A 12,601-nucleotide genomic window follows, 5' to 3' on the forward strand; every position below is an offset into this window, starting at 1 on the left:
CAGGCAGCGCGGCCGCCTCGGCCGGTCAGGCGGTCGGGTCGGGCGCTGTCAGGTAGCGCTCGATCGTAGGGGCGAGCCAGGCGACGACCGCTGCCCTCCGCATCTCGGCGACCGGGCCCAGTTTCAGTACGTAACGGCACAGCCCCAGCCCAAGCGTCTGCGACGCGACCAGACTCGCCCGGACCTCGGCGTCGTCGGCGAGGCCTTTGGCGGCGACAGCCAGTTGGCTGGTGAAGATCTGCCGCATCCGCTCGGCCGCGGCCTCGTTGGTGACTGCCGCCCGGAGCAGCGCCTGCAGGGTGTCGTCCTCCTCCCAACGGCGAAGGAAGTGGTCGACCAGAGCGGCGCCGAGCTTGTCGCGCGGCAGCGTCGACAGGTCCGGCAGATGCAGGTCGAAGTCCGCGGCGGCGGCGAAGAGCTTCTCCTTGTTGCCGAAGTGGCGCATCACCAGCGCCGGGTCCGTGGCCGCGTCCGCCGCGATCGAGCGGATGGTGGCCCGCTCGTAGCCGTCGGCGGCGAAGCGTTCGCGCGCCGCGCTGAGGATCGCCGCCTTGGTCTGGTCGCCTGATCGCCGCATGACCGGCAGCTTAGGTCAACAGGTGTTGACTTGGCCAGCACGGCGCCGTACCGTTCAAGTCAACAAGCGTTGACCAAGGAGGCGGAGATGACGGACGTCGTGGTGGTCGGAGCCGGGCCGGTGGGTCTGGCGGTGGGTGCCGTGCTCGCGGGAGCCGGGCACGAGGTCGTGGTCGTGGACAAGTTGGCCGCGGGGGCGAACACCTCGCGGGCCGCCGTCGTGCACGCCCGGACGCTGGAGATGCTGGAGGGGATCGGCGTCAGCGACCGGCTGGTGGAGCTCGGAGTGCCGGCCGCGCGGTTCAGCATCCGCGACGGTGGCCGTGAGCTGATCGGCGTCCCCTTCGACGGGCTCCCGACCAAATACCCGTACACCTTGATGATTCCCCAGGACCGCACCGAGCAGGTTCTGCTCGAGCGGCTGGAGGAGCTCGGCGGCGCGGTTCGCCGTCCCTGCGCCGCCACCGGCATCACCCAGTACGACGACCACGCGGTCGTCACGCTGGACACCGGCGAGACCCTGACCGCTCGGTACGTCGTGGCGGCCGACGGGATGCACAGCCGGATCCGCGACCTCGCCGGCCTCGGCGACGACACCAGCGACACGCTCCCGCTGTCCTTCAGCCTCGCCGACGTGCGCGTCGACGGCGGCCTGAGAAGCGAGCAGGTCGAGCTCTACCTGGCGACCGAAGGCGTACTCGTCGTCGCCCCGCTCCCGGACGGCACGTTCCGGCTGGTCGCCGAAGTGGACGAGGCACCCGAGCAGGTCGACGTCGCGTACGCGCAACAACTGCTCGACACTCGAGGTCCCACCTCCTCGGGCCGCAGCTCCACCGCACGGGTGACCGAGGTGGTCTGGGGATCGCGGTTCCGGATCCACGAGCGGGTCGCCGCGGCGTACCGGAACGGGCGGGTCGTGCTGGCCGGCGACTCCGCCCACAGCCACAGCCCGGCGGGTGGTCAGGGAATGAACCTCGGCCTGCGCGACGCCATCACCCTCGGCGCGGCGCTGTCCACCGCCCTGACCACGGGCGACGAGCACGCCATCGACCAGTACGCCGTCCAGGCGCGCGCCGAGGCGCTCGAGGTCGTCGCCCTCGCCCACCGCCTCACCCGGATCGCCACCGCCCCCAAACTCCTGCGCCCGGCCCGCAACTTCGTTCTCCACCTGCTCGGCCACGTCCCCGCGGTCCGGCAAGGGCTGGCGCGACGGCTGTCGGCGGTCAGGCCCGAGGGTTTTCCCTCCCGCTGACCCGAACGCCTATCGCCCCGGTACGCCGGGCCCTACCCTCCAGTTACCCAACGCAGCAACCTCACTACTGGAGGTCACCGTGTCCCATCCCGCCCGATGGAAACGACTGGTCCCCCTCGCGCTCGCGGCAGCTCTCGCCGTCGGCGTCGGTGGACAGGTGCAGGCGGCCGCGCCGCCCGACCCGAAGGCCGAGGCCTACCAGCACGATGAGCTGATCCAGCTGCTCCGGATCAGCACCCCGACCGCCGCCGACAAGCAGCGGCTGACGACGCTCGACCTCGACCTGGCCGAGTCGGCCGGCCGGGACTTCGTCGATATCGTTGCTTACGGCAATCATGATCGCCGGCTCCTGAAGCTGGCCGGATTCACCTGGACGACCCTCGAGGACGACCTGGTCGGCGCCGATCGCGAGCGGGAGGCCGCCGACGCGGCGTACGCGAAAGCCGTGGCAGGCAAGGCGATCGCGGCGACGCTGCCGAGCGGCCGGACGGCGTACCGGCAGCTGGCCGACTACACCAGCGAGCTGGCCGCGCTGGCCAGTCGCTACCCGACCAAGGTCAAGCAGTTCACGCTCCGGAACAACTCGCTGGAGAACCGGCCGATCCGCGGCATCGAGGTGACCCGGGACGTCAACGTCAGCAACGGCAAACCGGTCTTCCTGATGCTCGGTCTGCACCACGCGCGGGAGTGGCCGTCGGGTGAGCTGACGATGGAGTTCGCCTACGACCTGCTGCAGAACGACGGCGTCGATCCCCGCGTCACGAACATTCTCGACAAGGCCCGGGTGATCTTCGTGCCGGTGGTGAACCCGGACGGCTTCAACCTCAGCCGCACGCTCGGCTACGAGCTGAAGCGCAAGAACTGCCGGATCACCAACGGCCAGCTGCCCACCGCCGGCCAGTGCGCGCAGACCGCCAACCGCTCCCTCGGCACCGACCTCAACCGGAACTACTCGGGCTTCTGGGGCGGTCCGGGCGCCTCCACCAGCCTCACCTCCGAGACGTACCGCGGCGCGAGCGCGTTCAGCGAGCCCGAGTCGCGCAACATCCAGGCACTCGTCTCGGCGCACCAGGTGACCACGCTGATCACCAACCACACCTACTCCAACCTGGTGCTGCGCGAGCCCGGGTACGCCGGGGCGGGTCCGACGCCGGACGAGGCGATCTACAAGGCGCTCGGCGACCAGATGGCCGCGCAGAACGGGTACCGCAGCCAGTTCAGCTACGAGCTGTACGACACCACCGGCACCACCGAGGACTGGTCGTACTACGCGACTGGCGGTCTCGGGTTCACCTTCGAGCACGGCGCGAGCAGTTTCCACCCCGCCTTCTCGAACGTCGTCAACTACTACTTCGGTTCCGGCAGTACGGCGGGCAAGGGCAATCGCGCGGCGTTCCTGCTCGCGGCCGAGAGCACGATCAACCCGGCCCGGCACTCGGTCGTCACCGGCTCGGGCCCGGCCGGGGCGGTGCTACGGCTGAAGAAGTCGTTCACCACCAGGACCTGGAACGGCACCCAGATCCCCGACGTTCTGGACACCACGATGGTCGTCCCGGCGGGCGGCACCTACACCTGGCACACCAACCCCTCGACCCGGCCGACCGTCGTACAGCAGGGTGGGACGGAGTCGTGGACGCTGACCTGTGAACGCCCGACCGGTCAGGTCCTGGAGACCCGGCAAGTCACTGTCGCGCGGGGCGCGAGCGTGACCGCCAACCTCACCACCTGCGCGGCCAACTTCTAGCTGGGGCCGCCCGTCGACTCACGGATCTTCAACGTGTGCGGAACGGTGAGGTCGCGGCGTTCGGCCTCACCGTTGCCGGCGATCCGGTCGAGCAGCAGCCCGACCGCGTTGTCGGCCAGCCACTCCATGTCCGGCGAGATCGTGCTCAGCGACGGCGAGTGGAAGCGGCCGTCCTCGATGTCGTCGAAGCCCACCACGGCGACGTCGTCCGGGACCGACAGTCCGGCCTCCGCGAGCGTGCGCAGCGCGCCGAGCGCGAGCAGGTCGTTGAAGCAGAACACCGCGTCGGGCGGCTTCGGCAGCGCGAGCAGTTCGCGCATCGAGGCAGCACCGTCCTCACGGTGGTACCCGGTGCCGGCCAGTTCGAGCGCCGGGTCGTGCGCGAGCCCGGCCGCCTTCAGCGCCTGGCGGTAGCCGCGCCGGCGGACCGTTCCGGTGCCCGCGCCGCCGCCGACGCCGATCGCGGCGATCCGGCGCCGGCCCAGCGAGACCAGATGCGTGGTCGCGTCGTACGCCGCCTGAACCGAGTCGACAGCGACCCGGTCGAGCTTGCCACCGGCGTCGCGCTCGCCGAGCAGCACGATCGGTTTGGCCGTCTCGGTCTCGCCGATCCGGGCCGGTGAGGTGGTGATCGGGGAGAAGATGATGCCGTCGATCAGCTGCCCGCGCATCCCGTCCAGGACCAGCTTCTCCGCGGCCGCCTCGCCCTCGGTCTGGTCGATCAGCACGGTGATGCCGCGCTTCTTGGCCGCCCGCGAGATCGCCGCGCCGAGCTCCGCGAAGTACGGCGAGGCCATCTCCGGGATGGCCAGCGCGATGAAGTCCGAGCGGCCCTTGCGCAGCGACCGGGCGCTGACGTTCGGCCGGTAGTCGAGCGCCTCGATCGCGGCCTGCACCTTGGCGCGGGTCTGCGAGGTGATGTGCGGGTAGTTGTTGATGACGTTGGACACCGTCTTCACCGAGACGCCGGCCCGTGCCGCCACGTCGCTCAGCCTCGTCACCATCCTGGGCCCCTTCCGATGCGTGCTCGCCGCAGTCTGCCACGGTCGGCGCAGTGGACCGGACCAGTTGCCGGGTGGTCAGGTCTTTACAGGCGATGTTAATCGATGTAGAAATCCCGGTAAACGTTGTAAAGAACTTCTGGAGGGCCAGTGGCACGACTCGCCGTGGATCCCGCGTTCGTGGTCGGGAGCCTGGATCGGCGCCTGTTCGGCTCGTTCGTCGAGCACATGGGCCGCTGCGTCTACACCGGGATCTACGAACCGGACCACCCCGACGCCGACGCGGACGGCTTCCGCACCGACGTGCTGGCGCTGGTGCGCGAGCTCGGCGTCACCGCGGTCCGCTATCCCGGCGGCAACTTCGTCTCCAACTACAACTGGGAGGACGGCGTCGGCCCGAAACAGGACCGGCCGCGCAAGCTGGACCTGGCCTGGCGGGCGATCGAGCCGAACCAGTTCGGCACCGACGAGTTCGTCGTCTGGGCCCGCAAGGCCGGCGTGGACCCGATCTGGGCGGTCAACCTGGGCACCCGCGGGATCGAGGAAGCCGTCGAGCTGCTCTCGTACTGCAACCTCCCCGCCGGGACCGCCTTGCCGGACCGCCGGGTCGCCAACGGCAGCAAGGAACCGCACGACATCCGGGTCTGGTGCCTGGGCAACGAGATGGACGGACCGTGGCAGATCGGTCACAAGACCGCCGACGAGTACGCCCGGCTGGCCGAGGAGACCGCGAACGCGATGCGCCGGGTCGACCCCGGGCTCGAACTCGTTGCCTGCGGCTCGAGTAACGCCGGGATGCCCACGTTCGGTGACTGGGAGCGCACGGTGCTGGAACGCACCTACGACCTGGTCGACCACATCAGCCTGCACGCGTACTACGAGCCGAAGGACGGCGACCAGGCCAGCTTCCTGGCCGCGGCCGAGGAGATGGACCGGATGATCACGTCGGTGGTCGCGACCGCCGACCACGTCAAGGCGCTGAAGCGCAGCGACAAGGAGATCACGCTCTCCTTCGACGAGTGGAACGTCTGGTACCAGCAGCACTTCCCCGGCGAGCTCGCGCTCGACGTGCGCGAGGTGAGCCCGCTGATCGAGGACACCTACACCGTCGACGACGCGGTGGTGGTCGGCAGCCTGCTGATCACGCTGCTGCGGCACGCCGATCGGGTCAAGATCGCGTGCCTCGCGCAACTGGTCAACGTGATCGGCCCGATCCGGACCGAGCCCGGTGGCCGCGCCTGGCGGCAGACCACGTTCCACCCGTTCGCGCTGACCGCCCAGCACGCCGGTTCGACCGTGCTGCGGACCGAGGTCTCCGGCCCGACCGTGCAGACCGCGGCGTACGGCGAGGTGCCGGCGCTGTGGAGCACGGCGACGTACGAGGACAGCACCGGCGAGGTGGTGATCTTCGTGGTGAACCGCCACGAGACCGACGCGGTCGACCTGGAGGTTCCGCTGCATGCGCTAGGGAACTTGAAGGTCACACAACATCTCAGTTTGTACGACGACGACCGGGCCGCGGTGAACACAGCCGCCCAGCCGGACCGGGTCGTCCCCCGACCGGTCGACGGGACCGGAATCGACGACGGCATCTGCCGCGCCACGCTGCCTCCTGCTTCGTGGCACATGATCAGGCTCTCCCCTGGAGGTACACGGTGAACACCATCAACCGGCGACTCGTGCTGGGCGGTATCGGCGCACTCGGTGCGGCAGGCGTCCTGGCCGGCTGCGGCGAAGGCTCGGCGGGCAAGCCCGGCGCGGCCCCCGCCACCGGCGACGGCGGCGCGAAGGGTTACGACGGCCCGGCCGTCGAGCTGGACTTCTGGAACGGCTTCACCGGTGGTGACGGCCCGTTCATGCGCAAGCTGGTCGACCAGTTCAACAGCGAGAACCCCAACATCAAGGTGAAGATGACCGTGATGCAGTGGGCCGACTACTACACGAAGCTGCCCACCGCCGTGAGCAGCGGCCGCGGTCCCGCGGTCGCGATCATGCACGTCGACTCACTGGCCACCAACGCGGCACGCAACGTGATCGAGCCGCTCGACGACGTGGCCAAGGCGCTCGAGCTCAAGCAGGAGGACTTCGCCGACGTCGTCTGGAAGGCCGGCGAGTACGACGGCAAGCGCTACGGCATCCCGCTGGACGTGCACCCGCTCGGGTTCTTCTACAACAAGAAGCTGATGCAGCAGGCCGGTCTCGACCCGGCCAAGCCGCCGGCCACCGCCGACGAGTACGCCGCGGCGCTGGACGCGCTGAAGGGCAAGGGCATCCAGGGTCACTGGGCCACGCCGTTCCCGTTCACCGGCGTACTGAGCGTGCAGGCGCTGCTGTGGCAGTACGGCGGCGAACTGTTCAACGAGGACGCGTCGAAGGCCGTCTGGCACGAGGAGCCGGGGGTGAAGGCGCTGAGCTGGTTCACGGACCTGGTGAAGAACGGGCACAGCCCGAGGAACGTCGCCCAGGACGCCGACAACATCGCGGTGATGAACAACAAGAACGCGTTCATCTGGAACGGCATCTGGAACATCAACACGTTCAACGAGAAGAAGGGCCTTGAGTGGGGCGTCGCCCCGCTGCCGAACATCGGCGGGACCAAGGCCGCCTGGGCCGGCTCGCACCAGTTCGTGCTGCCGAAGCTGAAGACGCCGGACCAGAACAAGTCCACCGCCGCGCGCGTCTTCGTGAACTACGTCAGCCAGAAGTCGCTGGAGTGGGCCAAGGGCGGTCAGGTGCCGGCCCGCAAGCAGGTCCGCGACTCGGCCGAGTTCAAGGCGCTGCCGGAGCAGGCCGCGCTGGCCACCCAGATCGACGACCTGCACTTCCCGCCGCCGGTGCCGGGTATCGGTGACGCGCTGGCCGAGCTGAACAAGGCGGTCAACGAGTCCGTCCTGCTCAAGGCCGAACCGGCCAAGGCACTGGCCGACGCGTCCGCGCGGGCGGACAAGATCCTGGAGGCCAACCGCAAGAAGTACGGCGCCTGATCATGGCCGTCGACGCCAGCGCGGGCACGGTGCGTCAGCGCCGCCGTGTCCGCGCCTCCACGGGCGTGCGCGGGTACGGCCGCGCGACGCCGTACCTGTTCCTCGCGCCGTACCTGGTGCTGTTCCTGGTGTTCGTCATCGGGCCGGCGGTCTTCGGCTTCTGGATGAGTCTGCACGACTGGGACTTCCAGCTGCCGGGCAAGCCGTTCGTGGGGCTGCAGAACTACAAGGACCTGTTCGATCCGCTGTCGGCGACCGCCGAGCCGTTCTGGCACAGCATGCGGGCGACCGGGATCTTCACGGTCGCGTCGGTGCCGTTCCTGGTGGCGATCCCGCTCGGCCTGGCCGTCCTGCTGAACCGGCACTTCCCGGGCCGGACGTTCTTCCGGGCGGTCTACTTCGCGCCGTACGTGCTGGGCGTGGCGGTCATCGGCCTGATGTTCCGCTACATCCTGGACACCACGTTCGGCATCCTGAACGCGTTCCTCGGTGTCTTCGGCATCCCCGAGATCGGCTGGACCACCGAGCAACCGTGGGCGTTCGTGGCGCTGGTCGCGGTGACGGTGTGGTGGACGGCCGGCTTCAACGCGATCATCTACCTGGCCGGGCTGCAGGACATCCCGTCCGAGCAGTACGAGGCGGCCGAGCTGGACGGCGCGAACGCCTGGCAGAAATTCCGCAACGTCACGCTGCCGGGACTTCGGCCGGTCAGCGTTTTCATCGTCGTGATCACGCTGCTGGCCAGCGCCAACATGTTCGGTCAGGCACTGCTGATCACGCAGGGCGGACCGGGCGACACCACGACGACGGCGCTGATGGTGATCACCGACACCGGCTTCTCCCAGTTCCGGATGGGACAGGCCTCGGCGATGAGCTACGTGCTGGCGCTGTGCCTCGCGGTCGTCGCGCTGATCACGTTCGGACTGATCAGGGAGCGTAAGTCATGAGGCGCCGACCGTCCGCTGCCTTCTGGGTGATGGTGGCGCTGCTGACCTTGCTGGTCGTTCTTCCACTGCTGTGGATGGTGATCACTTCGTTCAAGACCGTCGGTGAGTCGCAGTCCGACCCGCCGACGCTGATCCCGCAGGACCCGAGCGGGCGTGCGTTCGGGGAGGTGCTCACCACCGGCGGGCAGAACCCGGTGCTGCGCTGGGCGCTGAACAGCTTCGCCGCCGCCACGCTGCACGCGGCGCTGGTGGTCGTCGTGGCGTCGATGGCCGGTTACGCGCTGGCCCGGATGGACTTCCGGTTCAAGAACTTCATCTTCAGCTTCATCCTGCTGACGTTGTTCATCCCGAGCTTCATCTTCCTGATGCCGAACTACCTGCTGATGGACAACCTCGGCTGGCTGGACACGCTGTGGGCGCTGGTCGTCCCCGGGGCCGCCGGTGCGTTCGGGGTGTTCTTCATGCGGCAGTTCTTCCTGGCGATCCCCAAGGAGCTCGAGGAGGTCGCGCTGATCGACGGCGCGAACGCCTGGATCGTCTTCACCCGGATCATCCTGCCGAACGCCAAGCCGGCGCTGGCCACCTTGACGGTGCTGTCGTTCCTGGCGAACTGGAACGACTTCGTCTGGCCGCTGTTCGTGCTGTTCAGTCCCGAACGCCTCACCCTGCCGGCCGGTCTGAGCCTGCTGCAGGGTGCCTACACCACCGACTACCCGGTGATCATGGCCGGTGCGACCGTCGCCGCCGTACCGGTGCTGATCCTGTACGTGTTCGTCCAGCGTTACGTGATCGAAGGTGTCGCCCGCAGCGGCATCAAAGGCTGACCACCCTGCTCGCAAGCCCGTCCGAGAGGAACCGCCCGTGCCTCGAAGAATCCTTGCCGCCGCGCTCGCCGTGGCCGCCGTCGCCGCCGGAACCACGGCCGCGTCGGCGGCCCCGCCGCCGGCGGTGACCACCCAGAACGACATCTCCAAACCGTTCGCCGACACCTACGCCGATCCGGCGATCATCCAGGGCCGCGACGGCTACTGGTACGCCTACGCCACCTCCGACCCGCTGGTGTCCGGTGGTCCGTTCGGCCTGATGCACATGGCCCGGACCAAGGACTTCGGCGCCTGGGAGTACCTCGGCACCGTCTTCGACGACACCACCAAGCCGTCCTGGGCGGCGCCCGGCTCGTTCTTCTGGGCGCCCGACATCCGGTACTTCGGTGGCCGCTACGTCATGTACTTCACCGTCACCGACACCGCGGCCAACCCCGGTGGCGACCCGGCGATCGGAGTCGCGACCGCGCCGACCCCGGCCGGCCCGTGGACCGCGACCGGCGGCCCGGTCGTCACCCCGAAGCCGGACGGCAACGGTGGCTACTTCGGCACCATCGATCCGGCCCTGCTGACCGCGGCCGACGGCAAGCGCTACCTGTACTACGGCGGCTTCTACGGCGGCATCTCGGTCACCGAAGTCAGCCCGGACGGCCTGCAGGCGGTCGGCGAACCGACCCAGGTCACCATCGGCGACCGGTACGAGGGCTCGTACGTGGTGTACCGCGACGGCTGGTACTACCTGATGGCCTCGTCGATGAACTGCTGCGCCGGCCCGACCACCGGGTACTCCGTCTTCGCCGGCCGGTCGAAGTCGCCCAAGGGGCCGTTCCTCGACGCCGACGGCGCGAGCATGAACGAGTCCCGGGTTGGTGGCACGACCGTGCTCACCCAGAACGGCAACAAGTGGATCGGCCCCGGCCACCACGCGTTCTTCACCGACGCGGCCGGCCAGGACCACATCCTCTACCACGCGATCGACCGCGCGAACCCGTGGCTGACCGACCCGTTCGGCATCAACCGGCGGCCGATGCTGGTCGACCGGATCGACTGGATCAACGGCTGGCCGCGCACGCGCGCGGGTGCCGGTCCGTCCGAGACTCCGCAGCCCGCGCCGACCACCGGTTCCGGCGCCGGGATCATCTCGACCGACCCGGCCTCCGGGCTGCGGCTCGCGACCCGGCGTACTGGTGACGCGCTGGGTGGACCGACCGCGCAGATCCGTGGCGTGGCGACCACGAAGCAGGCCGCGCCCGGTGGATCGCTGCGGGTCGAGGCCGATGTCCGGTTGGGCACCAGCTTCACGACCGTGGTCGGCGGCTCAGTGGTCGCGACTGTCAGCGGCAGCAAGCTGACCGTCGTTGCCGGTGGCAAGACGACCTCGGCGCCGTTGCCGGCCGGTTTCGACCGCACCCAGTGGAACAAGCTGAGCATCCAGGTCGCCGACGGTGTGGTGACCGCACGACTCAGCGACGCCGGACTCGGTGACCTGTACGCCGAGGCGCGGGTCAGCGTGCCGAAGCTGCAGTTGAAGTCGGCGCCGGTCAGCTGGCTCGGCTCGGCCGAGCTGGACAACCTGACCGTCCGCCCGGTCGCCAAGCCGGTGCGGGAGCTCGCTCCCCAGCCGAAGACCGGGGCGCTGCTGGCCGGTGACGAGTTCGACGGCTCCGGTCTGGGCGGCGCGTGGTCCTGGGTCCGCCCGGACGCGTCGGCAGTCGTTGCTGGGGGCAAGCTGTCCTGGCCGCTGCAGAACGCCGACCTGGTCGGTGGCGGCAACAACGCCGGACTGCTGTTCCACCAGACGCCCGGCACCGATCGCTGGATCGCCGAGACCAAGCTGCACCTGGACCTCGGCGAGGGCGACATCCGCAACTACCAGCAGGCCGGGATGATTGCCTACCGCAACGACAACGACTTCGCCCGGCTGGGCAACGTCGCGATCTGGCGCACCCGGCAGACCGAGTACGGGCGTGAGCTCGTCGCCCGGGCCTCCGACGGTGCGACCAGCTACGGTGGCGCCGCGATCGGCCGGTCGGCGACCGACCTGTGGATGCGGCTGGCCTTCCACCAGAACGCCGCCGGCGAGCACGTCTACCAGGCCGGCACGAGTGTCGACGGCAAGAACTGGACCTGGGGCGCGGCGTGGGTGCTGCCGGCCGGCGAGACGCCGAGGCTGGCGCTGTACGCGCACGGGGAGTTCACCGGGGCCAACCCGGCGCCGGTGGCCACGTTCGACTACCTGCGGTTCTACGAGAGCAAGTGATGCTGCGCGGGCTGGGGTTGTCGTTGCTGCTGCTGGTGACAACAGCGGCGTGCGGCAGTGGCGACGACTCCGGCCCGCCGTCCGAAGGAGCGAGTGTGGGATTCAGCAATCCGGTCTACGACAACAACTTCGCCGACCCGCAGGTGATCGCGGCCGGGGACACGTTCTACGCGTTCGCGACCAACGGGCCGCTCGGCAACATCCAGACCCTGAAGTCGGCCGACCTGGTCGAGTGGGAGCAGGTCGGCGACGCGCTGCCGACGCTGCCCGGCTGGACCTCGGCCGGCAAGGTCTGGGCGCCTGAGGTCGCCGTGCACGGCCCTGACCGGTTCGTCATGTACTACACGAGCTCGAACGACAAGACCGGGCGGCAGTGCATCGGCGTCGCGGTCGCCACCCGCCCGGAAGGTCCATATGTCGACAAATCGAGTAATCCCCTGATCTGTCAGAGTGACGAGGGCGGCTCGATCGACGCCAGCCCGTTCCAGGACTCCACCGGACAGCGCTGGCTGTACTGGAAGAACGACGGCAACGCGGTCGGCCAGGACACCTGGATCTACGTCTCCAAGCTCTCGGCCGACGGACTCCAGTTGGTCGGCGAGACGACCAGGATGTTCAAGCAGGACCTGCCCTGGGAGGGCAACCTCGTCGAGGCGCCGTACATGGTCGAGCGGAACGGCAAGTTCCATCTGTTCTACTCGGCCAACGCCTACGACAAGGCCGACTACGCCGTCGGCCACGCGCTCTGCACGACACCTTCCGGACCGTGCAAGAAGTCGGGCGACCCGATCCTCGTCACGTCGGACGACGCCGCCGGACCTGGCCACAACATGGTGCTGGAGAAGGACGGCCGCTACTGGTTCGTCTACCACGCCTGGGATCCGGCCCTGGTCGGCTCCGACCCGCCCGGCCGCACGATGTGGCTGTCGGAGCTCACCTGGAACGGCGACACCCCGGTCGTCCAGCCCCCGCTGCGCGACAACCCCACGCGCCCGTGAGCTGACCGGACGTGG

At 69.2% G+C, this 12,601-nt stretch carries 10 protein-coding genes; 8 read left to right on the forward strand and 2 right to left on the reverse strand.

Annotated elements, in window-relative coordinates; genetic code table 11:
- Positions 1-25: 25 nt before the first annotated feature.
- Entirely contained in the window at positions 26-577 is a 552-nt protein-coding gene (locus ACQPXM_RS00225) for a TetR family transcriptional regulator (protein ID WP_432943456.1), read from the reverse strand.
- 87 nt (positions 578-664) lie between these two features.
- Here ACQPXM_RS00225 and ACQPXM_RS00230 point away from each other — a divergent pair, with 87 nt between their 5' ends.
- Both ACQPXM_RS00230 and ACQPXM_RS00235 read left to right on the forward strand, forming a co-directional pair.
- Positions 665-1,828, forward strand: a complete 1,164-nt coding sequence (locus ACQPXM_RS00230; RefSeq protein WP_432943458.1) for an FAD-dependent oxidoreductase — start codon at positions 665-667, stop codon at positions 1,826-1,828.
- Between the two features lie 79 nt (positions 1,829-1,907).
- Complete coding sequence (locus tag ACQPXM_RS00235) at positions 1,908-3,572, forward strand: M14 family zinc carboxypeptidase (protein WP_432943460.1); 1,665 nt, start codon at positions 1,908-1,910, stop codon at positions 3,570-3,572.
- Here ACQPXM_RS00235 and ACQPXM_RS00240 read toward each other — a convergent pair.
- Positions 3,569-4,576, reverse strand: a complete 1,008-nt coding sequence (locus ACQPXM_RS00240) for a LacI family DNA-binding transcriptional regulator (protein WP_432943462.1) — start codon at positions 4,574-4,576, stop codon at positions 3,569-3,571. The genes ACQPXM_RS00235 and ACQPXM_RS00240 overlap by 4 nt on opposite strands.
- 147 nt (positions 4,577-4,723) lie before the next feature.
- Between ACQPXM_RS00240 and ACQPXM_RS00245 the strand changes: the two genes are divergently transcribed.
- From ACQPXM_RS00245 to ACQPXM_RS00270, 6 genes are read left to right on the forward strand one after another with little or no spacing between them, the layout of a single operon-like run.
- The gene (locus ACQPXM_RS00245) at positions 4,724-6,232 is read left to right on the forward strand and encodes an alpha-N-arabinofuranosidase (RefSeq protein WP_432943463.1); all 1,509 of its coding nucleotides are present in this window, start codon (positions 4,724-4,726) and stop codon (positions 6,230-6,232) included.
- Complete coding sequence (locus tag ACQPXM_RS00250; RefSeq protein ID WP_432943465.1) at positions 6,229-7,557, forward strand: ABC transporter substrate-binding protein; 1,329 nt, start codon at positions 6,229-6,231, stop codon at positions 7,555-7,557. The genes ACQPXM_RS00245 and ACQPXM_RS00250 overlap by 4 nt, the downstream gene beginning before the upstream one ends.
- A gap of 2 nt (positions 7,558-7,559) precedes the next feature.
- Positions 7,560-8,504, forward strand: coding sequence for a carbohydrate ABC transporter permease (locus ACQPXM_RS00255; RefSeq protein WP_432943467.1), 945 nt, complete (start codon positions 7,560-7,562; stop codon positions 8,502-8,504).
- Complete coding sequence (locus ACQPXM_RS00260) at positions 8,501-9,328, forward strand: carbohydrate ABC transporter permease (protein WP_432943468.1); 828 nt, start codon at positions 8,501-8,503, stop codon at positions 9,326-9,328. The genes ACQPXM_RS00255 and ACQPXM_RS00260 overlap by 4 nt, the downstream gene beginning before the upstream one ends.
- A gap of 37 nt (positions 9,329-9,365) precedes the next feature.
- Complete coding sequence (locus ACQPXM_RS00265; protein WP_432943470.1) at positions 9,366-11,588, forward strand: family 43 glycosylhydrolase; 2,223 nt, start codon at positions 9,366-9,368, stop codon at positions 11,586-11,588.
- Complete coding sequence (locus ACQPXM_RS00270; protein WP_432943471.1) at positions 11,588-12,586, forward strand: glycoside hydrolase family 43 protein; 999 nt, start codon at positions 11,588-11,590, stop codon at positions 12,584-12,586. The genes ACQPXM_RS00265 and ACQPXM_RS00270 overlap by 1 nt, the downstream gene beginning before the upstream one ends.
- Positions 12,587-12,601 lie beyond the last annotated feature (15 nt).

It is taken from the genome of Kribbella sp. CA-253562, assembly GCF_050942265.1.
In the GTDB taxonomy this organism is placed as follows: domain Bacteria; phylum Actinomycetota; class Actinomycetes; order Propionibacteriales; family Kribbellaceae; genus Kribbella.

Coding starts and splice junctions, on each gene's coding strand:
- ACQPXM_RS00270 (WP_432943471.1), top strand. CDS start 11,588: ATGCTGCGCGGGCTGGGGTTGTCGTTGCTGCTGCTGGTGACAACAGCG.
- ACQPXM_RS00260 (WP_432943468.1), top strand. CDS start 8,501: ATGAGGCGCCGACCGTCCGCTGCCTTCTGGGTGATGGTGGCGCTGCTG.
- ACQPXM_RS00240 (WP_432943462.1), bottom strand. CDS start 4,576: ATGGTGACGAGGCTGAGCGACGTGGCGGCACGGGCCGGCGTCTCGGTG.
- ACQPXM_RS00225 (WP_432943456.1), bottom strand. CDS start 577: ATGCGGCGATCAGGCGACCAGACCAAGGCGGCGATCCTCAGCGCGGCG.
- ACQPXM_RS00255 (WP_432943467.1), top strand. CDS start 7,560: ATGGCCGTCGACGCCAGCGCGGGCACGGTGCGTCAGCGCCGCCGTGTC.
- ACQPXM_RS00230 (WP_432943458.1), top strand. CDS start 665: ATGACGGACGTCGTGGTGGTCGGAGCCGGGCCGGTGGGTCTGGCGGTG.